Origin of the sequence: Mycobacterium sp. M26, assembly GCF_001494595.1 — a bacterium.
In the GTDB taxonomy this organism is placed as follows: domain Bacteria; phylum Actinomycetota; class Actinomycetes; order Mycobacteriales; family Mycobacteriaceae; genus Mycobacterium.
On record NZ_LN929908.1, the window covers coordinates 1,274,763 to 1,298,620 of the forward strand.

The window sequence follows — 23,858 nt, forward strand, 5'->3', positions numbered from 1 at the left end:
GATGTTCGTCTGCCTGTGCAAGGGGGTCACCAGCCAGACGGTGGCTGAGGCGGTCGCGGCGGGCGCGACGACGACCAAACAGGTGGCCAAGGCGTGCGGCGCCGGATCGGAATGCGGGCGCTGCAAACACACCGTTCGCGCGATCATCGAAGCGGCGGCCCCGCCGGAGCCCAAGCGCCGCAGGGGTTTCCTACACCGAGGATGACGATGGACCTACAACGGATCAGCGACGAACTGGAGATCGCGTCGGTGCTGCACCGCTATGCGCGCGCCGTCGACGGTAAGGACTGGGAGCTGTGGCGCTCGCTGTTCACCGAGGACGCCCGTATCGACTACAGCTCGGTCGGAGGCGCGGTGGGCGATCGCGTCGAGGTATCGGCCTGGCTGGAACGCGGCCTCGCGCACATGCCGATGACCCAGCACTACATCACCAACATCGAAACCGAGATCGACGGTGACACCGCCACCGTGCGGGCGATGTTCTACAACCCGATGTTGCTTCCCGGTGCAACGACGATCAGCGCCTGCGGCGGGTACTACCACCACGTGATGGTCCGCACCCCGGATGGCTGGCGCAGCGCAGACCTGCGCGAGGAGAACCTCTGGTTCGACAACCCGCCGAGCCCGCAGTTGCGGGCCGAGCTCACCGAGTAGCGGCAGCACAAGTCCCCGCAGCAAGGGACTTACGTCTCTGGCACCGCCGGTGCGATCTGGGCGACTGTAGTGGTAGTGAGCGACCAGAGAAGGCGGCGAGAACCATGAGCGCGCATTTTCCCGACCCGCAGACAGTGCGGGCCGCGCTGACCCTCGCGACGCGAGCGCCGTCGGTGCACAACTCCCAGCCCTGGCACTGGCGCATCGGGCCCCACAGCATGCAGCTCTATGCCGATCCCAGCCGGCACCTGCCCAGAACGGATCCGGACCGCCGCGACATGCTGATCAGCTGCGGAGCCACCCTGCATCACTGCACCGTGGCGCTGGCCGCCATGGGTTGGCAGGCCAAGATCCACCGCTTCCCCAACCCGTCGGATCGCGATCATGTCGCGGCCCTGGAGATGCACCCGCAACTGCCGGGCGAACTGGACGTCACGCTGGCCGCCGCCATCGCCCGACGCCGCACCGACCGTCGCAACTACAGCTCCTGGCCGGTGCCCGGCGGCGATATCGCCCTGATGGGTGCACGCGCCGCCCGCGCCGGGGTGATGCTGCGCCAGATCGACCTGCTGCCACAACTCAACGCGATCGTGGCCGAGTCGGTGGCCAAGCACACCAGCGACACCGACTACCTCGCCGAGTTGAACGCCTGGAGCGGACGGTACGGCTCCGTCGCCGGGGTTCCGGCCCGCAATGCGCCACCGGCCGATTCCCGCGCGATGATCCCGGCCCGCGTGTTCGCCGGACCGGCGCTCAAGCAGCCGTCACTGACCTCGCCCACCGAGGACAACGCCGTCATGCTGGCCCTGGGTACCGAGACCGACGACGATCTGGCCCGGCTGCGTGCCGGCGAGGCCACCAGCCTGGTGTTGCTGTCGGCCACCGCGATGGGACTGGCGAGCTGCCCGGTCACCGAACCGCTCGAGATTCCCGATACCCGTGATGCGGTGCGGGCCGACGTGTTCGGCACCAGTGGCTACCCGCAGATGCTGCTGCGGGTCGGGTGGGCGGCGATCAACGCCGACCCGCTGCCGGCCACACCGCGGCGTCCGCTTCCCGACGTCGCCGACTGGCTCAATGACGGGGCGTTCATCGTCGGTGCGGACACGGTGAGCCAGGCGGGGTAGCACCGCCGGTATGGACACTTTCCTCCCGCGCCCCGGCGGTGACTGGTTTTCGCGGCTGTTCGCCCGAAACCCGTTGATACGCCGCAGCGACCGTGTCGAATCGTTGATCCTGATGCTGGCCGTCGCCGTGGTGCTCGCCGCCGCACCGGTGGCGGGGGCGATCGGCACCGCGGTGCACTCCAGCCGCAGTGCGGTCTACCAGGAGCAGATGCGTACCCGGCACACCGTGACGGCGACCGTGCTCGAGGACAGCACCTCCACGGTGCGGCCCTACGCGGTGTCGTTCGACGTGCACGCCCGCTGGTTCGACCGAGGTGTCACCCACGAAGACACGTTTGGCTGGGATCGGCCGGCGAAAACCGGTGAACAGCTGACGATCTGGGTGGACCAGAAGGGCGGTTACGTGGGTCCGCCGACCCGGCCGCACCGGGCGGTCAGTGACGCGGTGATCGCCGCTGTCGTGCTCTGGCTGTCGGTGCTCACCCTGGTGGTCGCGGCCACCACACTGGTGCGGTTCCGCATCGAGCGTCGTCGGCACGCCCAGTGGGACCGTGGGCTGCGCGGCCTGGTCGGCGACGGCGGCGGCCGCACCAGCAGCGACCACTGACCCTCAGGGGAACCGGAGCGTCGTCCCCGGGGTGAGCGTCTGCACGTGGCCGCGGCATTCGATCTCGATCGCCGGGTGGTCGGCCGGGTCGACGCTGATCTCGGCACTGCGACCGTGGATGGTCAGATGCAGCCGGTAGCCGCGGTAGTAGATGGGCAGCCTAAGGGCGCCAAGGCTTTCCGGCCACATCGGACTCAGGATGAGCCGGTCGGCGCGGGTTTCCAGGCCGGTGAAGCAGCGCTGTAGCAGATCGATGCTGCCGGCCATGGCGGCGATGTGGATACCTTCGGCGGTAGTGCCGCCCTGGATGTCGGCGACATCGGACATCAGCACCTGTTGGAAGTAGCGCATCGCCCGTTCGCGGTCGCCGCGGGCCAGCACCCAGGCGTGCACCACGCCGCTGAGCGTGGACCCGTGCGAGGTGCGGTGCAGGTAGTAGTCGACGGTCTTGGGTATCTGCTCGGGGGTGAACCGATAACCCATGCGGGCGAACAGTTCCCGCAGTTCGTCCGAGGACAGCAGATAGAACAGCATCAGCACGTCGGCCTGCTTGGAGGCGCGATAGCGGTTGACGCTGTCGTTCTCGGCCTCCAGGATCCGGTCGAGGCGCTGAATGTTGCCGTAGCGCTCGCGGTAGCCGTGCCAATCCAGTTCGGCCAGTTGGTCATAGCCCTGGAACTGGCTGATCACACCCTCATGAAAGGGCACGTACATGCGGCGGCTGACCTCGTCCCAGGTGTCGAGCTCACGGCCGTGGATGCCGAGCCTCTCCAGCAGATCGAGACGGTCGCGCAGCGGCATCGCGTCCAGGGCGTCGAGCGCCCGGACGATCACCCACACCGCCATCACGTTGGTGTAGGCGTTGTTGTCGACACCGTCGTACGGCCGGTCGGGATAGCCGGAATGGAACTCGTCGGGACCGATCACCCCGCGAATCACGTAGCGGCCCCGGCCATTGTCGAGAGACTGGTCGAATTCGGCGCGGCTCACCCAGAACCGGGCGATCTCAGCCAGCATCTCCGCGCCGTTCTCGATCAGATACTCCAGGTCGCCGGTGACCTGGTAGTACTGCCACACGTTGTAGGCCACCGCGATACCGATGTGGTGGGCCCGCGCACTGGCGTCGGGATTCCAGTGTCCGGAGTTCGGGTTGAGATGCAGCTTCTGGCTCTCCTCCCGGCCGTCACTGCCGGACTGCCAGGGGAACATCGCACCGGCGTACCCGGCTTCCCGGGCGGCGCGGCGGGCTTCGGGCAGCCGCCGGTAGCGGTACCGCAGCAGCGAGCGGGTGCTGGCCGGCGAGCGCAGGTTGAGCACCGGGAAGACGAACAGCTCATCCCAGAAGATGTGCCCGCGGTAGGCCTCACCGTGCAGCCCGCGCGCGGGAAGTCCGGCGTCGAGGTCGACAGCGCGGTTGGGCACCGTCTGCAACAACTGCAGCAGGTGCAGCCGAACCACCCGCATGGCCTCGTCGTTGTCCTCGAAGGCGATGTCGAAACGCTCCCACAGGTGAGCCCACTCCCGGGCGTGGCCCTCCCGCAGGTCGCCGTAGCGGCCGAGCTGGCCGAGCAGCCGCTCCGCGGCGTCGCCCGGTTCGGAGATCGCGGTATCCAGGCCGGTGAAGATGGCGGCCATCTTCTCCACGGTCACCGAGTCGCCCGGTGTCACCGAGATGACGTAGTCGTGTCCGGTGCGGCGCTCCTCGTCAACGAATCGGCCCTGTGCATCGAGCGGGGCGTCACCGCGCCAGACTGTGGTGCGCGCGGCCACGGCAATCGGAATCCGGGATTGCACCGTCTCGCACACCAGGAGCGCCGAATTCGGCGACAGCTCCCGGGTGGTGGTGGCCACCAGGTGGTCGTTGGACAGCGCGTTGTAGCGCTCGACGCCGGAGTTGCGGACATCGCCGTCGATGACCGAGAGAAACTCGATGGTGCCCGACCAATCCTCGGCCCAGATGGTGGTTTCCAGGGCGCAGGCGTGCGGCAGGTGCATCGCGGCGATCCGGCGCTGCATCACCTTGCAGGTTCGGCCCGCGGCGTCGCGGAAGCGGAACTCCCGGGTGAGCTCGGCCTGCCGCAGGTCCAGGCTCTGCCGGTAACTCAGCACAGTGGTCGAGTCGATGTCGAACCAGTCGCCGCCGTCGATGCGGAATTTCAGCGACAGCCAGTTCGGCAGGTTCACCAAGCTCTCGTTGTCGATGCGTACCCCACCGATCTCGTCGTAGAGCCGGTTGTAGAGCCCAGCGGCATAGGTGCCGGGGTAGTGGAACGGCCCGGCGTCTGCCTCGGGGGCGCAGCCCCGGGTGGCGCGGTACCCGTTGCCCACGGTGCACAACGCCTCCCGCAACCGCTCCTGCTCGGGGATATACCCGCCGAACGTGAATGACCAAGGGCTGGAGAGAATCTGGCGGTCCACGTCGCACTGCTCGACCAGCCGCTCGACGAACTCGCGGACGTGGGCCGGGTCGTCCAGGCAGTAGCGGGCAGCGGTGCAGCGATTGCCGTCCTCGCTGTGCCGGACCACGATTCCGATGCCGTCGTGCAGCACCGAGTCGAAGGCGTCCTCGTCAGTCAGGTCGTCGCCGAGGTAGATCGGCAACAGGGGCTCCTGGCCGGCCACCCGGTCGACGATCCACTCCAGGGTTTTGCCCTTGTCCCAGTCCATGTTCGGGCGCAACTCGACCACCTTGCGGCCCGCGGTGACCTTCAGGCCGTGGCGCACACCGGCCCGATGCACCGCGGCGGTGACCACGGCCTCGGCATCGGTGCCGCCGTTGCGGTAGTGCACCGCCACCGCGAACCGTTTGTGCTCCACCAGAATTCCGGTGAGCCCAGCCAGTTCGTCGCGCAGTTCACCGGCGGCAGTGGCCAGCAGTGGCACCGCGGCCGCGGCGGTTTCGTTCTGGTGGTGGACCCCGTCGGGTCCGACCATCTCGAAGCCGTGGCTGCCGGCGTACCAGAGTCCGGGGATGCCGATCCGCTCGCGGATATCGTCGAGTCCGCGTCCGGAGAGCACCGCGACCGGGTACAGCGCGGCCAGCGACTGCAAGGCCTTGTCGGCGCCCGGAATCAGTTCGGCCGCGCCGGGGTCGTCGACGATCTCCGAGAGCGTGCCGTCGAAGTCGAAGAACAACGCCGGCCGGCGGGCGCCGACCACACCGGCGATCTGGCCGAAGGACCGCAGGGCGTCAGGCAGTTCGGACATCCGCCGGTCGATGGCCCGCACCGTGACGTCGGCGAGATCGCCGATCACCGTGTCGGCACCGTTGCGCAGCAGGCCCTCGGCGGCCGCGCCGGAGCGGTCGACACCGATCACCAGACCGAATCCGCCGGCCCGGCCCGCCGCCACACCGGCTTCAGCGTCCTCGACCACCACGCAGCGGCCGGGCCGCACGCCCAGCCGGCGGGCGGTCTCCAGCAGCATCGCCGGATCGGGTTTACCCGGAAGCCCCAGGCGCTCGGCGGTGACACCGTCGACCCGGACCGCGAAATAGCTGCCGATGCCCGCGGCATCCAGCACCAGTTCGCAGTTACGGCTGGCCGAGTAGATCGCGGTGCCCACCCCGAGTTCGTCGAGGTGACGTACCAGTGCCACGGTGGACTCGAAGGTCGGAACACCGTCGGCGATACGGTCCAGGTACAGCTTCTGCTTGCGGTTGCCCAGTCCGCAGACGGTGTCCTCGCCCTCGTCGGACGGGGTGCCCCAGGGCAGTGTGATCCCGCGAGATGCCAGAAAGTCCCGCACGCCGTCGTAACGAGGTTTACCGTCGATGAAGTGCCGGTAGTCGGCGGGGGTGAAGTCGTAATCGTGAAAGAGCTCGGCCCAGGCCGCTTCGTGCAGCGAAGCGGTGTCGGTGACCACGCCGTCGAGGTCGAACAACACCGCGTCGTGATAGCGCGGGTCGATGGCCACCGGCAGTCCGATGTCGGGGCCGTCACGGTCGACGAGGCCGTTGCGATCGCCGAACATGCTCTGGCTGCCCATGCTGCGACCCTGCCACAACCGCACCGGCGCGATCAGGGCCTTGTGGCCATGCCGTATGGGACCAAGGCCTCATGATCACAGGGACACCTAGACCTAGTGTCGTAGGTAGCGCAGGTTAAGGAGAATTGAAATGTCAACTCCCGCAACTCATCGCGGAATCCTCGTCGGTGTCGACGGATCGCCGGAGTCCAAGGTCGCCGTGGACTGGGCCGCCCGTGGCGCCGCGACGCGTGACGTGCCCCTGAGGCTCGTCCACATCCTCAATCCGCCGGTGGTGATGACCTTCCCGGAGGTGCCGATGCCGCCGGGATACCTTCAGTGGCAGGAGGAATCGGGGCAGAAGGTCCTCGACGCCGCATGCCGCACGGCCGCCGAGGCCACCAGGGATCACCCGATCGAGGTGACCAGCGAGATGGTGACCGGCCCGACGGTGCCGACCCTGGTCGAGTTGACCAAGGAGGCCGACATGGTGGTCGTCGGCTGCCGCGGTCGCGGTGCGCTGGCCCGCAGTCTGCTCGGCTCGGTGAGCACCGGACTGGCGCACCATTCGCACTGCCCGGTGGCCGTTATCCACGATGAGGACCCGTTGATGTCCCATCCCTCGAAGGCGCCTGTGGTGGTCGGCATCGACGGTTCGCCGGCCTCCGAGCTCGCCACCTCAATTGCGTTCGAGGAAGCCAGCTTTCGCGGTGTCGACGTCGTGGCCGTGCACGCCTGGAGTGATACCGGCGTCTTCGAATTCCCGGGCGTGGACTGGTCGACCATGCAGGCCCTCGGTGAGGAGACGCTGTCCGAGCGGCTGGCGGGGTGGCAGGAACGTTATCCCGACGTTCCGGTACGCCGCGTGGTGGTCGCCGACCGGCCGGCCCGTCAGCTCATCGAGCAGTCGGAGTCCGCGCAGCTGGTGGTGGTGGGCAGCCACGGTCGCGGCGGATTCGCCGGCATGCTGCTGGGTTCGGTGAGCACGGCGGTGCTGCACGGTGTCCGGATGCCGGTGATCATCGCGCGCAGTTCCTGACTCAGGGCAGCGGGGCGCTCCAGCGCAGTACCGTGCCGCCGTCGGGGCCGTCGCTCACGCTGAACGCCCCGCCCACGTCGGCCGCGCGCCGGCGCAGATTCGTCAACCCGCTGGCCGTCACATCGGCGGGCATGCCCCGGCCGTCGTCGACCACCTCGATCTGCAGTTCGTCCTCGACGCGCACCGTCACGGTCAGGGTCCGCGCCTCGGCGTGGCGCACCGCGTTGCTGACCGCTTCGCGCACCACCGCTTCGGCGTGATCGGCCAGGGCGGCATCGACCACCGACAGCGGTCCCACGTACTGCACCGTGGTGCGCAGCCCGGAGCCTGCGAACGCGCTGACCGCCTCGTCGAGGCGCTGACGCAGGCGGGTGGTGCCCGCCGCGCCGCCGTGCAGGTCGAAAATCGCGGTGCGGATCTCCTGGATCACGCCCTGTAACTCGTCGACGGTGTCGCTGAGGCGCTGCTGAACCTCGGCCCCCCGGGCGCGGGGGATGGTGCCCTGCAACGTCAGTCCGAGTGCGAACAGTCGCTGGATGACGTGGTCGTGCAGGTCCCGGGCGATCCGGTCGCGGTCGGACAGCACGTCGAGTTCACGCAGGTGCCGCTGGGTGCTGGCCAGCTGCCAGGCCAGGGTGGCCTGATCGCAGAACGCGGCCATCATGTCGCGCTGCTCGTCGGTGAAGGTCTGCGATCCGCGTTGGCGCAGGATGACCAGGACGCCCGCCACGGTCTCGGTGGTGCGCAGCGGCAGCACCAGGGCGGGCCCGGCCTCGGGCATCACGTCGAGTGAATCGCCGAGGGCGTCGAGCCGGCGGGGGGTGCGCCCGGCGAAGGTGGCGCCGACGACGGTGCCGGCCACCGGGATCGGCTGGGTCGCCCGGGTCGGCCCCGCCACGCCCGCGGTCTCGACGATCATCAGCTCCGTGATGTCCGGGGTGGGCAATTCGCTGTCGGAAGGGACCGCGACCAGGACCGCATCAGCCGCGGTCAGTTCGAGGGCCTCGTCGGCGATCAGCCGGAAGACTTGCGCCGGGTCCGCCCCGCCGAGCAGTTCGGTGCCGATATCCCGGGTGGCCTCGATCCAGGACTGCCGGATCCGGGACTGCTCGTAGAGCCGGGCGTTGTCGATGGCGATCCCCGCGGCCGCGGCCAGCGCCTCCACCAGCACCTCGTCGTCCTCGCTGAACGGCTGGCCGTCGGCCTTCTCGGTCAGGTAGAGGTTTCCGAACACCTCGTCGCGGATCCGCACCGGCACGCCGAGGAACGTCCGCATCGGGGGATGGTTGGGCGGAAACCCGACCGACGCCGGGTGCTGCAGGATGTTGTCGAGGCGGATCGGCTTGGGCTCGTCGATGAGGTGACCCAGCACGCCACGGCCCTCCGGCAGCGGGCCGATGAGCTCGCGGGTCTGCGCGTCGATGCCCTCATAGATGAACTCGATCAGCTCGTTGTCGTGGCCGCGCACGCCCAGCGCGCCGTAGCGGGCGTCGACCAGGTCGATCGCGGTCTGCACGATGGTCTTGAGTGTGACGTCGAGTTCCAGACCCGAGGTGACCACCAGCATGGCCTCGACCAGGCCGTCGAGCCGGTCGCGGCCCTTGACCATCTGCTCCACCCGGTCCTGGACCTCGACGAGCAGCTCACGAAGCCGCAGCTGGGACAGGGTGTCCCGCAGCGGCGGCGCGATCTTGTGGTCCCCCTCCGGGCCGACAGAGTCGGTCACAACCCCCATCGTGCCAGATTGTTACTGGCGGGTTCAGTCTTCGGCGTGATGGCCCTGCTCGAGCTTGGAGACGAACACCGCGGCTTGCGTCCTGCGCTCCATGCCGAGCTTGGCCAGCAGCCGGGACACGTAGTTCTTGACGGTCTTCTCGGCCAGGAACATCCGAGCAGCGATCTGCTTGTTGGTCAGGCCTTCGCCCAGCAGCCCGAGCAGCACCCGTTCCTGCTCGGTCAGCCCGGACAGCGGATCGGATCGTTCGGCCGCACCGCGCAGTTTGGCCATCAGGGCCGCTGCCGCCCGGTTGTCGAGCAGCGAGCGTCCCGCGCCGACGTCTTTGATCGCCTTGGCCAGCTCCATGCCCTTGATGTCTTTGACCACGTATCCGCTGGCCCCGGCGAGGATGGCGTCCAGCATCGCCTCATCGGAGGTGAACGACGTCAGCATCAGGCAGCGCAGGTCGGGCATCTTCGACAGCAGGTCACGGCACAGCTCGATACCGTTGCCGTCGGGCAGCCGCACGTCGAGCACCGCGACATCGGGCTGCAGCGCCGGGATCTGGGCCAGGGCCTGCGCGACGGAACCGGCCTCGCCGATCACGTCCAACTCGGGGTCGGCGCCCAGCAGGTCGATCAGACCGCGGCGGACGACCTCGTGGTCGTCGACGAGAAACACCTTGACCATGGTGTGCCTTCCGGGTCGGCAACAGGGCGCAGCACGAATTCCGCACCCACTATGGCCAACGATATCCGCAGACAGTGCCGGATCGTCACAACAAACGTTGCCGGTCGGCGACCAGAACCGAGCAATCGGTGTTGTGCAGTGCCGCCGACCCGGTCGGGCCCAGCAGTTCCTCGATGCTCTCGGCATTGCGTGCGCCGAGCACCACCAGCTGGATGTCGGGCCCGTGCTTGGCCAGATAGTTCAGCACGCTGCCGTGCACGGCGACCGGCTTGACGTCGAGGTCGGGGTAGCGGTGCTTCCACCGGGAGATGCGCCGGTCGAGCTGGGCACGCACCATCCGGTTGCCGTCGGCGACCGCATGGGTGTCGTGGACATCGGTGTACCGGGACTGCCACGAGCTGAGCACCCGCAGCGGCGCGCCACGCAGCCGGGCCTCCTCGACCCCGCACTGCAGGACCGCCGCGCTATCCGGTGACTCGTCGAGGTCCACCACGATCCAGCCAGCTCCGGCCGGCGCGCTGCGGTCCGAGCCCCGGACGATGGCCACCGGGCAGTGCGCCGAGCTGACCAGGGAGACCGCGGTCGAGCCGATCCGGTTGTGGTCGAAATGTTTGATCCCCAGCGCGCCGACGGCGATCATCGCTGCCGACCGGGACGCCGCCACCAGGGCTGCCGTGGGCTTGCCGTGCACGATCTCGACCTCGACCTTGACCGGTCGCTCGGTGGCCTCGACCGCGCTGGCCACGTGCGCGACGGCCAGTTCGGCGCCGGCCTGCTCGCGGCCGTCCTCGTCCGGGTCGGTGCCGTGCGGGTCGACCGCACAGATCAGCCGCAGCGGGATGTCACGGCTGATCGCTTCGTCGATGGCCCAGATCGCGGCCCGCACCGCGCCTCGGGATCCGTCGACGCCGACGACGATCGAGGGCGGGGTGAACGTTTCGGGCATGATGTGGGACTCCCCCCAGGGGTGACACTCCTATTGTGCCGACGTTATCGCCGCGGTGGGGCCGCTCTGAGAGCAGAAAGTCCTCACTTGCGAGGCGAACGTACTGCAATGTCAGCCGGCCACCAGATCCATATCCACCGGCTCGGTGGTCTGGGCGAACAGCCGCTCGGTGTCCTCCCGGGTGCACGGCGCGGTGCCGGGGGTCAGCAGCATGGCCGCCCCGGCCGCAATCCCGAGCCGGATCGACTTGGTCAACGACCAGCCGCGGGTCAGGCCGACGGCCACGCCCGCGACCATCGCGTCACCTGCACCCACCCCACTGCCTGCCGGCACCTCCACCGGAGCGAACCGATGCCCGCCGTGCCGGGTGGCCAGCAGTGCGCCCTGGGACCCGAGCGACACCAGGACGTATTCCGCGCACCCGCGGTCGATCAGTTCACGGGCCGCCGCCAGCTGTTCGGCTTCGTCGGCGAGTTCCCGCTCGACGCACTCCCGCAGTTCCCGCACGCTCGGTTTGAGTAGGAACACCCCGGAGTTGACGTGTTTGAGCCCGCCGCCGGAGGTGTCGAGCACGAACACCGCGCCGATGTCGGCGCAGACGTTGGCCACCTGCTGGTAGAAGTCCGGCGGCACCCCGGGTGGCAGGCTGCCGCTGGCCACCACGATCGCCGCCGACGCCGCGGCACGGCGCAACTGCAACAGGCATTCGGTCTGCTCGGCCAGCGTCAGCTCCGGTCCCGGCAGCACGAACCGGTACTGCTTATCGGTGGAGCGCTCGTTGACCGTGACGCTCTCGCGGGTGGACCCGCCGATGTGGATCCGGTGCACCGAGAGACCCTCGGCCACCAGCAGCCGGTCCACCATCTCTCCGGCCGGGCCGCCGGCGGGGAACACCGCGGTGGCCGAGGCGCCGAGGACATCGGCGACGTGCGCGACGTTGATGCCGCCGCCGCCGGGGTCGTAGCGCGCCGCCGCGCAGCGCAGCTTGTCGGTGGGGCGTACCACGTCGGTGCTGGTGGTGATGTCGAGCGCCGGGTTCATCGTCAAGGTGACGATGCGATGCCCGGTGACGGCAATCTCGTTCAACGACAACCCTTTCGGTTCACAGTCCGCTCGGATAGGTCTCGGGGTTCTCCCCGGCGATCCACACGCTGGTCGGCTCCAGTGGTTCCAGTGCGCGCGTGTGGTCGATATGGATCATCGCGTCGAACTGGTCGGACGGCCGGACGTGGAAGTAGTGGCTCTGCCGTTCGGTCTGCGGCAGGTAGATCACCCCGATGGCGCGGGCCAGCCGAACGCCCTCGAGTGCCGCCGCAGCCGGTGACCCGTCGTGGGTGGGGACCACGAACGACGGTTTGGCGGTCTCATGCAGGAGTTCCTCGATGCTGCCGGCCAGTGCCGGGCGCACCACCTTGCGCTCGGCGATCCCGCCCCAGTCGCTGGCCGCGGTGACCGTCCCGCTGTAGGTGGAGAACCCGATCAGGCGGCAGTCCCGGCCGTAGTGTTCGCGGGCCAGCTGGCCGATGGTGAGCTGACCGTCGGCGGAGACCTCGGTGGCGCGGGCATCGCCAACGTGAGAGTTGTGCGCCCACACCACAATCCGAGCGGGCTCGCCGGTGCTGTGTTCGTCGAGGTGGGCAACCAGCGCGTTGAGGGTCTGGCCCATGTGCTTGTCGCGCATGTTCCACGAGGTGACCCGGCCTCGGAACATGCCGCGGTAGTAGGCCTCGGCATTGCGGACGGTCACGGCGTTCTGCTGGGCGTAGAACAGTTCGTCTTGGGCCTGCGGGCCGTCGGATCCGAGAAAGCTGACCGCGTCTCGCTGCAGTTCGACCAACTGCTCGACGGCCTGGCGCTCGCAGTTCGGGCCGGCACCGAACGCCGCCGCGTAGCCGTAGGCCTGCCCGTCGTTGCCCGACGAGTGGTCGAAGCACGCATAGCGCGCCCTGGCCCGCTGGGCGGCCTGGGGGTCGACGGTGTCGAGGTAGGCGATGACCTCCTGCATCGAGCGGTGCAGGCTGTAGAGATCCAGGCCGTAGAAACCGGTCTGGCGCCTGCCGTCGGCGGCGCAGCGTCCGTTGTGCCAGCGCAGCCAGCCGACGAAGTCCCGTACCACGGTGTTGCGCCACATCCAGGCCGGGAAGCGTTCGAACCCGCGCAGCGCCTCCTCGGGCGTCTCGTCGGACCCCACGCCCCGCACATAGCGGTTCACCCGGTAGGCGTCGGGCCAATCCGCTTCGGCGGCAACGGCATTGAACCCCTTCTCGGTGATCAGCCATTTGGTGATCTCGGCGCGGGCCTCGTAGAACTCGTGGGTACCGTGCGAGCTCTCACCGATCAGCACCACCCGCGCGTCACCGATCAGCTCCTCGAGCACATCGGCCGGCGGCACCCCGCCGGGAGCGTCGATCGCGGCGTGCGCCACCAGTTCGGCGGCACTCGGTGCTACCGGCGGTGGCGCGGTCGTGGTGGGGCGGCTCAACAGGTCGCGGACCTCGTCGTCGGTGACCTGGGTGAAATCCCAGAACGACTCGCCGACGGCGAGGAACGGTGTCGGCATCGACGCACACACCATGTCCTCGACGATGCCGGCGAACTCCCGGCAGGTGGATTCCGGGGCGGCGGGCACCGCGACGACGATCTCGGCGGGCTCGGACTCGCGCAACGCCTGCACGGCGGCCAGCATGCTCGATCCGGTGGCCAGCCCGTCGTCGACCAGGATCACCGTCTTGCCGGTGACCGCCAGCGGCGGGCGGCCCTCGCGGTAGGCGGCTTCGCGCCGAACCAGTTCGCGGGCTTCCTTTTCGGCGATGTCCCGCAACTGTTCCGGGGTGACCTTCAGTCCGCGCAGTACGTCATCGTTGACCACCACCCGGCCACCGCTGGCCAACGCCCCGACGGCGAACTCCTCGTGCCCGGGCGCGCCCAGCTTGCGGACGATGAACGCATCGAGTGGGGCGCCCAGCGAGCGGGCCACCTCATAGGCGACCGGGATGCCGCCGCGGGCCAAGCCGAGCACCACCACATCCGGTCGGCCCCGGTAGCTCTGCAGCAATCCGGCCAGCACCTGGCCGGCTTCGTGCCGATCTTTGAACACCCGCCGGGGCTGGTGGCGGCGGATCCCCGTGGAACGTGTCATGGCGCCCCCTTGCTACCTCTCGATCCGACCACCTGCGGTCGGGCGCGGGTAGGGACCGAAGTCCTCTGTTGAGGGCAGAAGACCCTACGGATCGGCTCCGATTTCGGACAGACTGGCGGCATGTGGAGGGGTGTGGTTGGCACGGCGCTGGCCGGGGCAGGCCTGTATGCGGCGCGGCGGTTCTACCGCAACTGGGGGACCACCAAGGAAGAGTGCGAAACTCCGCTTCCCGGAGACGAACTCGTCGGCGCCCCGGCGGTGCAGACCACCGAGGGCGTGTGGATCGATGCGTCGGCGGCCGAGGTCTGGCCGTGGCTGGTGCAGATGGGACAGGACCGCGGCGGCCTGTACAGCTATGAGGGGCTGGAGAACGCTGTCGGCCTGAAGTACCGCAATGCCGATCGGGTCCACCCGGAGTGGCAGCAGCTGGCCGTCGGCGACGCGATCCGGCTGGTTCCGCAGGGCTGGCTGGGACTGCGCGACGGTCTGGTGCTGCCGGTCGCCCAGATCGTCGACGGGCAGTCGATCGTGCTGCGTCAGGAACCGGGCCGGTTGCCGTGGGATGGCGTCTGGTCGTTCCACGTCATCCCGCACTGGGAGGACCGCTGCCGCCTGCTGGTGCGCAGCCGCAGCCGGATGCGGCTGCCCGGCGAGGTGCTGGGCGCCGAAGTCGCCGGGCCGGTGGTGTCGCTGATGACCCGCGGGATGCTGCTGGGGATCAAGCGCCGAGCCGAGCAGGCGCACCGGGCCGGTTGAGGGCGATCAGGCCCGGACTTCCAACACGTCGGCCAGCGGTCGGCGCGGCGTGGCCGGTGGCACCGAGGCCAGCGACGGCACCAGGCCCACCCGGATCAGCAGCTGCGGGTCGAACCCGCCGCCGGTGAGCGCCCGAATGATGTTTCGGCTGGCCTCGAGCTCGGTGAGATGGGTCAATGTGCAGGTGGCCAGTCCCGCCATGGTGGCTTCCAGCAGGACATCGGAGAGCACCTCGCCGCAGCCCAGCGCGTCACGCCGGGTGTCGCCGTAGGTGGACAACACCAGGATGGTGGACCGATCGCGGTCGACCTCCGGGCGGCGGTCGGCGTGCTCATCGGCCGGAAAGGCGCGGGCGACGTCGACGCGCTCACGTTCCGACACCGACACCAGCGTGCTGTAGGGGACGCCGTCGGACACCTCGTAAGGTGCGGTCCACCACCGCAATTCGGCGTGATACGAACTGTCGTAGCGACGGAGTGACTCGGTCAGCCGGGACGCCTCGGCCAGTTCGCCGCGCACGCTCTCGGGCAGTACGTGCAGCACCGCCTTGTCGGCGTCGATGGTGCTGCGCAACACCGGTTCGAAGGCTGCCCAGTTCGGTGGCGGCGCAAACGGTAGCCGGTCGGTGCGACGGTCCAGGATCGCGTCGGCCCGGGCCCGGTGCGCGTCGGTGCTGAGTTGCGCCGGGGTGAACGAGACCGTGGCCAGGTGGTCGAGATCGTTGGGGTTGGGGAATCGGTCGACGACCGCGGTGAAACCTGCTGCCGCGGCGGCCACCCGCAGATGGTCCAGCACCGCACCACAACTGATGATCGCTTCCCGGCCGGAAACGTCGGTGGCGTGCGGCACCCGATGCGGTTCGACGAACAACCGGAGTTCGGCGCCCTCGGCCACCCAGTGCCACGGCTGACTGTTGTGCACCGACGGCGCGCGGCAGGCCAACTCCACCATGTTCGCCAGCACCTGGGGATCGAGCGCCGATTTCGCCACGGCCAACCACCGCCTTCTGTTCTCCGTCTCCACGATAGGACGCAGATGTCCCCGTGAAAGGGGCACTAAGTCATCGGTTTAGCGGGCCGAGCGGCGAGGGTCTTTGGACTCTGGAAGGACCGGGCACGGCGGGCCAGGATCGTTGTCATGGGACCGGTACCGACGAACCACACCGCACCTGCCCCCTCGCCGGCCTCGCCGCATCCGCAGGTGGCCGAGACCCACACCGGTCTGGTGTTCCTCGTCGGCGATCGGGCCTACAAGGTGAAAAAGCCCGTCGTCACCGACTTTCTCGACTTCTCCACCCTGGACCGCCGGGAGACCGCCTGCGCCCGCGAGGTGGCGCTCAACAGCAGGCTGGCTCCGAACAGTTATCTGGGCATCGCGCACTTCGCCTCACCCGGTGGCGTACCCGAGCCGGTCATCGTGATGCGCCGCCACCCCGACCAGACGCGGCTGGCCACCCTGGTGCGCAGCGGCACGCCGGTCACCGACCAGCTGACGTCGGTGGCCCTGGTGCTGGCCCGCTTCCACGCCGGCGCTGCCCGCGGCCGCGACGTCGACGCGCAGGCCCGGGTCGACGCGGTCACCGGGCGCTGGCAGGAGAACCTGGCCGAGCTCGAGCGCTACGCCGACGGACTGGTCCCGGGTCTGAACCCGGACGTGGTGGCCGAGATCCGGCGGCTGGCAATCGACTTCATCGCCGGTCGATCGGTGCTCTTCGCCGGCCGGATCGCTGCGCGGCGCATCGTGGACGGTCATGCCGATCTGCTCGCCGACGACATCTTCTGCCTCGATGACGGCCCGGAGTTGTTGGACTGCCTGGAATTCGATGACCAACTGCGGTTCGTCGACGCCATCGACGACGCCGCGTTCCTGGCGATGGATCTGGAGTTCCTGGGACACCCGGAGCTGGCAGAGCACTTCCTGCAGACGTATGCGCGGCTGGCCGACGACGACGCACCGGCCTCGCTGCGGGACTTCTACATCGCCTACCGGGCGGTGGTGCGCGCCAAGGTGGACTGTGTGCGGCACGCCCAGGGCGTCTCCGGTGCAGCCGCCGACGCCCGCCGGCACCTCGAGATCGCCCATGACCACTTGCGTTCCGGTGCGGTCCGGCTGGTGCTGGTCGGCGGCGGGCCGGGCACCGGCAAGACCACGCTGGCCCGGTCGCTGGCCGATCACCTCGGCGCCCAGGTTGTCTCGACCGACGACGTGCGTGCCGAGATGGTGCGCCGTGGCGAACTCACCGGCGAGCCGGGCGCCCTCGACGAGGGCCTGTACACCCAGGAGAACGTCGACGCGGTCTACGACGGCGTGCTGCGCCGCGCCCACCTGGGACTGTGCGAAGGGCGCACCGTGATCGTCGACGGCACCTGGCTCAACCCGGATCACCGCGACCGGGCCCGCCGCATCGCCCAGGATGCAGCCGCCCGGCTCGTCGAGATCGCCTGCATTGCAACGCTGGAGGAGACCACCCGGCGGATCAGTGCGCGCAGGACGGGCACCTCGCAGGTGACCCCGGAGATCGCGACCGCGCTGGCCGAACGCGCTGACGCCGCCTGGCCGGGCGCCCACCGAATCGACACCACCCGTCCGCCGGCCGAGGCCGTGGCCGAGGCGCAGGACATCTGCCGTCAGGCCGTGTAGAGAAACACTGGAGGAGCCCGATGCCCAGCCGTTACGTCGCAGATATTGCGGACCTGAGGATGTCCGACGCCGAGGAAGCCGGCGGCAAGGGCGCGAACATGGGGGAGATGGTGGCCGCGCAGCTGCCGGTGCCACCGGGGTTCGTGGTCCTGCGCGACAGCTACCTGGAGTCCATGGCGGCTGCCGGTGTGGCCGACGACCTGAACGCCGCCCACCGCCAGGCGATGCTCAGCGCGGGTGACCCGTCCCGGTTCGACGAGATGTGCCAGAAGATGCAGGCGCTGGTACTCAAGGCGGGGATGCCCGACGGGGTGCGCGAGAAGATCCTGGCCGCCTACCGGACGATGGGCCCCAATGTCATTGTCGCCGTGCGCTCGTCGGCCACCGGCGAGGACGGTGCCGACGCGTCGTTCGCCGGGATGAACGCCACGTTCACCAACATCGCCGGAGAACACGACCTGATCGACGGGGTCCAGCGCTGCTGGGCTTCGCTGTTCGGTGCCCGGGTGGTGGCCTACCGCGCCAGCCGCGGCTTCACCGCCGATCCGGCGATGGCGGTGGTGGTCCAGCAGATGATCGCCTCGGAGCGCTCGGGCGTGGCGTTCACCGCCGATCCCACCACTGACGCCACCGACCGGGTGGTAGTGGAGGGCGCATTCGGTCAAGGTGAGGTGGTGGTGTCCGGGTCCGTCGAGCCCGACACCTATGTCGTGGCCAAGGACACCGGCGAGATCCTTTCCCGCCGAATCGGTTACAAGTCCTTCAAGATCGTGCGCGGCGCGGACGGCAGCGACCAGACGGTGGACCTCAGCGAGGCGCAAGCCCAGTCGCAGGTTCTCAACGATGACGAGGTCCGGGTGATCGCCGATATCGCGGTGCGCAGCGAGCGGCACGCCGGATGCCCGCAGGACACCGAGTGGGCCATCGCGGGCGGCAAGACCTGGATTGTGCAGACCCGCCCGATCACCACGCTGCACCGGGCCGGCAAGCCGGTCCCCGAAACCCACGAGGTGTTGCTGCAGGGACTGCCCGCCGTGCCCGGCGAGGCCTCCGGTGTGGTCCGGGTGCTGGCCGACGTGGCCGACGGCGCACGGCTGCAGGACGGCGAGGTGCTGGTCGCCCAGATGACCAACCCGGACTGGTTGCCCACCATGCGGCGGGCCGCGGCGCTGGTCACCGACACCGGCGGGATGACCTGCCACGCCGCGATCGTTGCCCGCGAACTGGGAGTGCCGTGCATCGTCGGGGCCCGCACCGCCTGGTTGCCCCCCATGCGGCGGGCCGCGGCGCTGGTCACCGACACCGGCGGGATGACCTGCCACGCCGCGATCGTTGCCCGCGAACTGGGAGTGCCGTGCATCGTCGGGGCCCGCACCGCCACCAAGGACCTCAAGGACGGGACCGTGGTCACCGTCGACGGCACCCACGGCCGGGTGCTGGCGGGTAAGGCGGTCGGCGGTGCGCAGACCACGCCGGTGGCCGCGGCGCCCGCGGTGGCGGCGGTCGCCGAGGTGACCGCCACCAAGATCTACGTCAACGTGGCCATGCCGGACAAGGCCGAACAGGCCGCCGAACTCGACGTCGACGGTGTCGGCCTGCTGCGTGCCGAGCTGATCCTGGAGGACGCCCTGCGCAATCGGCATCCCCGCGATCTCATCGAGCACGGTGAGCAGGACAGCCTGGTCGACTCGCTGGCCACCGCGGTGGGCCGCATCGCGGCGGCGTTCACGCCGCGGCCGGTGGTGTACCGGGCTTCGGACTTCCGCACCAACGAGTTCCGCAACCTGCAGGGCGGCCAGAAGTACGAGCCCGAGGAACACAACCCGATGATCGGCTACCGGGGCTGCTATCGCTACGTCAGCAACCCGGACCTGTTCGATCTGGAACTCACCGCCCTGGCCCGCGTCCGTGAGCAGAATCCCAACCTGCACTTGATGATTCCGTTCGTCCGCACCAAGTGGGAACTGGAGAAGTGCCTCGAACTGGTCGACGCCAGCCCACTGGGGCGCCAGCGCGGCCTGCACCGCTGGGTGATGGCCGAGGTGCCCTCGGTGGTGTACTGGCTGCCCGAGTACGTCGGCATGGGTATCGATGGGGTGTCCATCGGCAGCAACGACCTGACCCAGCTGATGCTCGGGGTGGACCGCGACTCCGACCTGTGCGCGGAGCTCTACGACGAATCCGACGCGGCGGTCCTCGACGCCATCGGCCAGATCATCACCACCGCGCGGCGGCTGGGGATCACCGCCTCGCTGTGCGGGCAGGCGCCGTCGAGCCGACCGGACTTCGCCGAACACCTTGTCCGGATGGGCATCACGTCGATCTCGGTGACGCCGGACGTGGCACAGCGCACCCGCCGCAATGTCGCGGCCGCCGAACGCAGACTGCTGCTGGAGTCGGCGAGGTCGCGTGACGGTGACCGCGGCTGAATCGACACTGACCGCGGTGTCGGTCGCCGCCGCCCCGGTCGCCGAGGTGCTGCATCGGTTGGACAGCTCCATTGACGGGCTGTCCAGCGCGCAGGCCGCCGACCGGTTGACCCGCTATGGGCCGAATTCGCTTCGGACGCATCGGGTCAGCGCCTGGGCGGTATTGCGCAGGCAACTCAACAACGCCGTCCTGGCGCTGCTGGCGGTCACCGCGGTGCTGTCGTTCTTCCTCGGCGACAGCACCCAGGCGGTGATCATCGGGATCATCCTGGTGGTCAGCGTCGGACTGGGCTTCCTCAACGAGTACCGGGCCGAACGTGCCAGTGCGGCACTGCACTCCCGGGTCCGGCACACCGCCGTCGTCCGCCGCGACGGGCACAACGTCAAGCTGGACGTCAATGCGCTGGTACCCGGCGACGTCATCGAACTCACGCTGGGCGAACTGGTGCCCGCCGACGTGCGGCTCATCGCCGTCAATGGGCTGGAGTGCAACGAGTCGATCCTGACCGGCGAGTCCACCGCCGCGGAGAAATCCACCGCACCGGTGCCCGCCGATGCCGCCTTGGCCGATGCCACCGACCTGGCGTTCATGGGCACCGTGGTCAGTGCGGGTGATGCCAGTGCCGTGGTCTACGCGACCGGTGCCGACGCCCAGTTCGGCAAGATCGCCGCCGGCCTGGGGGAGCGCCAGCCCGAAACCGACTTCCAGGCCGGTCTACGCCGCTTCTCGTATCTGCTTCTGCAGGTGGCGATCACGCTGACGGTGCTGATTCTAGTGACCAACCTGCTGCTGCGCCGCCCGGTCATCGACTCGGTGCTGTTCGCGCTGGCGATCGCCGTCGGCATCACTCCGCAACTGCTGCCCGCGGTGGTCAGTACCAGCCTGGCCACCGGGTCGCGCCGGCTGGCGGCCTGCAAGGTTCTGGTCAAGCGGCTGGTGTGTATCGAGGACCTCGGCGACATCGACATCCTCATCACCGACAAGACCGGCACGCTGACCGAAGGCCGGATCACGCTGCTCGAGGCCGTCGATCCCGAGGGTGGGCCCGCGCAGGATGTGCTGCGCTACGGACTGCTGGCCACCGACGTCGATCCCGCTGTGGGCGGCACCAGCGCCAACGCCCTGGACGCCGCACTGTGGGAATCCGAGGCCGGCCGTCAGGTCGTGACCACCGGCGTCAGCCGGGTGGCCGAACTTCCCTTCGACCACACCCGGCGGGCCGCCTCGGCGTTGATCGACGACAACGGTCGGCGGGTGCTGGTGGTCAAAGGCGCCCCCGAGCAGGTGCTTGACCACTGCGTGGCGCTGCCGCCCACGGCTCAGCGCACGCTGGATCGGCTGTTCGCCGACGGCCGGCGGGTGGTCGCGGTGGCCAGCAGACCGGCACCCGACCTACAGACCATCACCGCCGCCGATGAGACCGAGCTGACCCTCGACGGATTCCTGGTGTTCGCCGACCAACCCAAACAGGCCGCCCGTGACTCGCTGCAGCGACTGGCCGAATTGGGCATCGAGGTGAAGGTCGCCACCGGCGATAACCCGCAGGTGGCCGAAAAGGTCTGTGCGGATCTGGGTTTGACCTCCCGCGGCACCGTCACCGGTGCCCGGCTGGATGGCCTCGACGACGCCGGGTTCGAGGCTGCCGCCCAGTCGGCCACCGTGTTCGCCCGGATCTCGCCCGAGCAGAAGGCCCGGCTGATCACGGTGCTGCGCCGCACCGGCCGCTCGGTCGGATTCCTGGGCGACGGCGTCAACGACGCACTGGCGCTGCACTCCGCCGACGTCGGCATCTCGGTGGACACCGCGACCGACGTCGCCAAGGACGCCGCCGACGTGGTCCTGCTGGAAAAGGATCTGGGTGTGCTGGCCACCGGTGTCGCCGAGGGCCGGCGCATCTTCGCCAACACCATCAAGTACGTGCTGATGGGCACGTCGAGCAATTTCGGCAATATGTTCTCGGCCGCCGCGGCCTCAGCGGTGCTGACCTTCCTGCCGATGCTGCCCAGCCAGATCCTGCTGAACAACCTGCTCTACGACACTTCGCAACTGGCGATCCCCACCGACCGGGTCGACCCCGAGCAGTTGCACGCGCCGTCGCACTGGAACATCGCGTTCATCCGGCGGTTCATGCTGACGTTCGGACCGATCAGTTCCCTGTTCGACTTCCTGACCTTCGGCCTGATGCTGGGGGTGCTGCACGCCGGTCCGGTGGAGTTTCGCACCGGCTGGTTCGTCGAGTCGCTGGCTACGCAGACGCTGATCATCTTCGCCATCCGCACCCGGCGAATCCCGTTCCTGCGCAGCCGGCCCGGCGGTTGGCTGGTGCTCACCACCCTGAGCGTGATCGGCGTCGGTATCGCGCTGACCATCTCGCCGTTGGCCCACCAGTTGGGTTTCACGCCGCTGCCGTGGCAGTTCTTCGGTGCGCTGGCATTGTTGACCGTCGGCTATCTGGTCCTCGTCGAGATCACCAAGAAGGTGTTCTACGCCGAACCGATCCGCCACCCCGGTGAACCCGTGCGGACCCGCGGCCGCGAGCACCGGATCCACCGGCGGGCCGCACGATTCAGCCACAGCGGACGGCTGCCCGCGCGCAGCTAGCCGTTCCTCGTTGCTGCGAGGCTGTAGTTATCGCGCTGTTCACTCGCACTTTTGCGCGATAACTCCAGCCTCGGCGAAGTTCTGAAGGTGGGAGTGAGTTGTTGACTCAGGAGATCAGCCGTTGGACAACAGCCGCAGGCCGCCCTTGCTGCGGGCGCGGCCGCGGGTATCGGCCAAGGCTGTCAGCCGGGCCACCCCGCGTTCGATGCCGCGGGCGAGTTCGTCGATGTCCGGGGCGGCGTCGAAGTCGACCAGCAGTCCGAACGCCAACTCGTCGGCATAGCTGAAAATGGCGATGCCCGTGCGGAATCCGGCCGCAATGGGCGGGATCGGCAGCAGCCGTACCACCTTGTGGCCCATCACCGTCAGCGGGGTGCGCGGGCCCGGCACATTGGTCACCACCGTGACGACCGAGCGCTGTGGCAACCGGGACAACAGCCGTACCGTCCAGGCCGTGACCGGGAACGGCACCAGGCCGCTGGCCCACACCAGCAGGCTGCCGGCCTGGCGCTGACCGCCGGACTTCGCCGCACTCAACCGGTTGTGCACAGTGCGCAGCCGGTGCAGTGGGTCGGCGATGTCCACGGGCAGCAGGGGCAGCATCAGCGACACCCGGTTGTCGGAGACGTCCATCGCGTCGGCGCCGCGAACCGACACCGGAACCAGCGTGCGCAGCGAGTCCGGCCGCGGCTGCAGACCGCGGCGCAGCAGTGCGGTGCGGTAGCTGTCGGCCACCGCGGCCAGCGCCACGTCATTGATGGTCACCCCGAAGGTGTGGGCGATCCGCTCCACATCATGGATCGAGACCGCCGCCGAACCGTAGCGGCGCAGGTCGCCCACCGGGCCGTTGAACGACGACCGTGCGGCCGGCCGCAGCAGGCTGGCCGTCAGCCCCGCCGCCCCGCCGGCCGCGCGCAGCGCGAGCTTGCCGACGGTTCGGCCCATGGTGATCGAATCACCCAGCCAGTCAACGGGATTGAGGCTGGGCAGCGGAAGGGAGGGCCGCCGGGCCGGATGCTGGGCCGCGCCGATGGCGGTCGCGAAGCTGGACACTCCGGTGTCATCGCACAGGCCGGTCAGCAAGTTGCTGGCCGCGATACCGTCGGCCAGTGCGTGGTGCACTTTGATGAGCAGCGCCCAGCGGTTCTGCGCCAGGCCCTCGATCACCCAGCACTCCCACAGCGGGCGGTGCCGGTCGAGGCGGCGTTCCATGATCGTGGCGATCTCGGCGTGCAGGGCGGCGTCATCACCCGGCGGGGGCAGTGCGGCCCGGCGGACGTGATGGGCCAGATTGAACGTCGGGTCGTCGACCCACTCGGGTGCGGCGAGGTCGAACGGATGGGTGCGCAACACCTGTGTGCTGCGCGGGTTTGACAGGCATCGGGCACCGATCGTGTCGAGCAGATCCGCGAATTCGGGTGCGGGCCCGGCCAGGATGGCGACCCCACCGATGGCCAGGCTGACGTGTTCGTCGGCGTCCTCGAGTTGCAGAAATCCTGCGTCCAGCGTCGTCAAGTGTTGCGTCATCGCCGACCTTCTCCTCGCC

At 69.1% G+C, this 23,858-nt stretch carries 17 protein-coding genes; 9 read left to right on the forward strand and 8 right to left on the reverse strand.

What is annotated here, in order from left to right:
- The first annotated feature begins 1 nt into the window (after window position 1).
- From BN3385_RS15440 to BN3385_RS15455, 4 genes are all read left to right on the forward strand, one after another.
- A complete protein-coding gene (locus BN3385_RS15440; RefSeq protein WP_059017820.1) occupies window positions 2-205 on the forward strand; it encodes a (2Fe-2S)-binding protein in 204 nt (67 codons plus the stop codon).
- Window positions 206-207: 2 nt separating this feature from the next.
- A complete protein-coding gene (locus tag BN3385_RS15445) occupies window positions 208-654 on the forward strand; it encodes a nuclear transport factor 2 family protein (RefSeq protein WP_059017821.1) in 447 nt (148 codons plus the stop codon).
- 104 nt (window positions 655-758) lie between these two features.
- Window positions 759-1,781 carry an Acg family FMN-binding oxidoreductase gene (locus tag BN3385_RS15450; protein ID WP_059017824.1) on the forward strand — a complete coding sequence of 341 codons (1,023 nt, stop codon included), beginning with the start codon at window positions 759-761 and terminating at the stop codon, window positions 1,779-1,781.
- Between the two features lie 10 nt (window positions 1,782-1,791).
- Complete coding sequence (locus tag BN3385_RS15455; protein ID WP_059017826.1) at window positions 1,792-2,388, forward strand: Rv1733c family protein; 597 nt, start codon at window positions 1,792-1,794, stop codon at window positions 2,386-2,388.
- A gap of 3 nt (window positions 2,389-2,391) precedes the next feature.
- On the opposite strand, the gene otsB is transcribed toward BN3385_RS15455, so the two are convergent.
- A complete protein-coding gene (otsB, locus tag BN3385_RS15460) occupies window positions 2,392-6,360 on the reverse strand; it encodes a trehalose-phosphatase (RefSeq protein ID WP_059022008.1) in 3,969 nt (1,322 codons plus the stop codon).
- A gap of 145 nt (window positions 6,361-6,505) precedes the next feature.
- On the opposite strand from otsB, the gene BN3385_RS15465 reads away from it, so the two are divergent.
- Window positions 6,506-7,393: a universal stress protein gene (locus BN3385_RS15465; RefSeq protein ID WP_059017828.1), complete on the forward strand. Its 888-nt coding sequence runs from the start codon at window positions 6,506-6,508 to the stop codon at window positions 7,391-7,393.
- 1 nt (window position 7,394) lies between these two features.
- On the opposite strand, the gene BN3385_RS15470 is transcribed toward BN3385_RS15465, so the two are convergent.
- From BN3385_RS15470 to BN3385_RS15490, 5 genes are all read right to left on the reverse strand, one after another.
- Window positions 7,395-9,128, reverse strand: coding sequence for a sensor histidine kinase (locus tag BN3385_RS15470; RefSeq protein WP_059017830.1), 1,734 nt, complete (start codon window positions 9,126-9,128; stop codon window positions 7,395-7,397).
- Window positions 9,129-9,152: 24 nt separating this feature from the next.
- Complete coding sequence (dosR, locus tag BN3385_RS15475) at window positions 9,153-9,800, reverse strand: hypoxia response regulator transcription factor DosR/DevR (RefSeq protein WP_059017832.1); 648 nt, start codon at window positions 9,798-9,800, stop codon at window positions 9,153-9,155.
- Between the two features lie 85 nt (window positions 9,801-9,885).
- Window positions 9,886-10,746 carry a universal stress protein gene (locus BN3385_RS15480; protein ID WP_059017834.1) on the reverse strand — a complete coding sequence of 287 codons (861 nt, stop codon included), beginning with the start codon at window positions 10,744-10,746 and terminating at the stop codon, window positions 9,886-9,888.
- Between the two features lie 111 nt (window positions 10,747-10,857).
- Window positions 10,858-11,832 carry a 1-phosphofructokinase family hexose kinase gene (locus BN3385_RS15485; RefSeq protein WP_286141796.1) on the reverse strand — a complete coding sequence of 325 codons (975 nt, stop codon included), beginning with the start codon at window positions 11,830-11,832 and terminating at the stop codon, window positions 10,858-10,860.
- 16 nt (window positions 11,833-11,848) lie between these two features.
- The gene (locus BN3385_RS15490) at window positions 11,849-13,885 is read right to left on the reverse strand and encodes an erythromycin esterase family protein (protein WP_082690492.1); all 2,037 of its coding nucleotides are present in this window, start codon (window positions 13,883-13,885) and stop codon (window positions 11,849-11,851) included.
- A gap of 120 nt (window positions 13,886-14,005) precedes the next feature.
- Here BN3385_RS15490 and BN3385_RS15495 point away from each other — a divergent pair, with 120 nt between their 5' ends.
- Window positions 14,006-14,641, forward strand: a complete 636-nt coding sequence (locus tag BN3385_RS15495; protein WP_059017839.1) for a hypothetical protein — start codon at window positions 14,006-14,008, stop codon at window positions 14,639-14,641.
- Window positions 14,642-14,647: 6 nt separating this feature from the next.
- On the opposite strand, the gene BN3385_RS15500 is transcribed toward BN3385_RS15495, so the two are convergent.
- A complete protein-coding gene (locus BN3385_RS15500) occupies window positions 14,648-15,631 on the reverse strand; it encodes an Acg family FMN-binding oxidoreductase (protein WP_156432769.1) in 984 nt (327 codons plus the stop codon).
- A gap of 147 nt (window positions 15,632-15,778) precedes the next feature.
- On the opposite strand from BN3385_RS15500, the gene BN3385_RS15505 reads away from it, so the two are divergent.
- Genes BN3385_RS15505 through mgtA form a run of 3 tightly spaced genes read left to right on the forward strand, consistent with a single transcriptional unit; the run spans window position 15,779 to window position 22,312 of the window.
- Window positions 15,779-17,281 carry a bifunctional aminoglycoside phosphotransferase/ATP-binding protein gene (locus BN3385_RS15505; RefSeq protein ID WP_059017840.1) on the forward strand — a complete coding sequence of 501 codons (1,503 nt, stop codon included), beginning with the start codon at window positions 15,779-15,781 and terminating at the stop codon, window positions 17,279-17,281.
- 20 nt (window positions 17,282-17,301) lie between these two features.
- Window positions 17,302-19,710, forward strand: coding sequence for a PEP/pyruvate-binding domain-containing protein (locus tag BN3385_RS28985; protein ID WP_059017842.1), 2,409 nt, complete (start codon window positions 17,302-17,304; stop codon window positions 19,708-19,710).
- Window positions 19,643-22,312 (forward strand): magnesium-translocating P-type ATPase, encoded by a 2,670-nt coding sequence (mgtA, locus tag BN3385_RS15515; RefSeq protein ID WP_082690493.1) that lies wholly within the window; start codon window positions 19,643-19,645, stop codon window positions 22,310-22,312. The genes BN3385_RS28985 and mgtA overlap by 68 nt, the downstream gene beginning before the upstream one ends.
- A 114-nt stretch (window positions 22,313-22,426) precedes the next feature.
- Here the strand turns inward: mgtA and BN3385_RS15520 are convergent, their stop codons facing one another.
- Window positions 22,427-23,839 carry a WS/DGAT/MGAT family O-acyltransferase gene (locus BN3385_RS15520; protein ID WP_059017844.1) on the reverse strand — a complete coding sequence of 471 codons (1,413 nt, stop codon included), beginning with the start codon at window positions 23,837-23,839 and terminating at the stop codon, window positions 22,427-22,429.
- Between the last annotated feature and the right edge of the window lie 19 nt (window positions 23,840-23,858).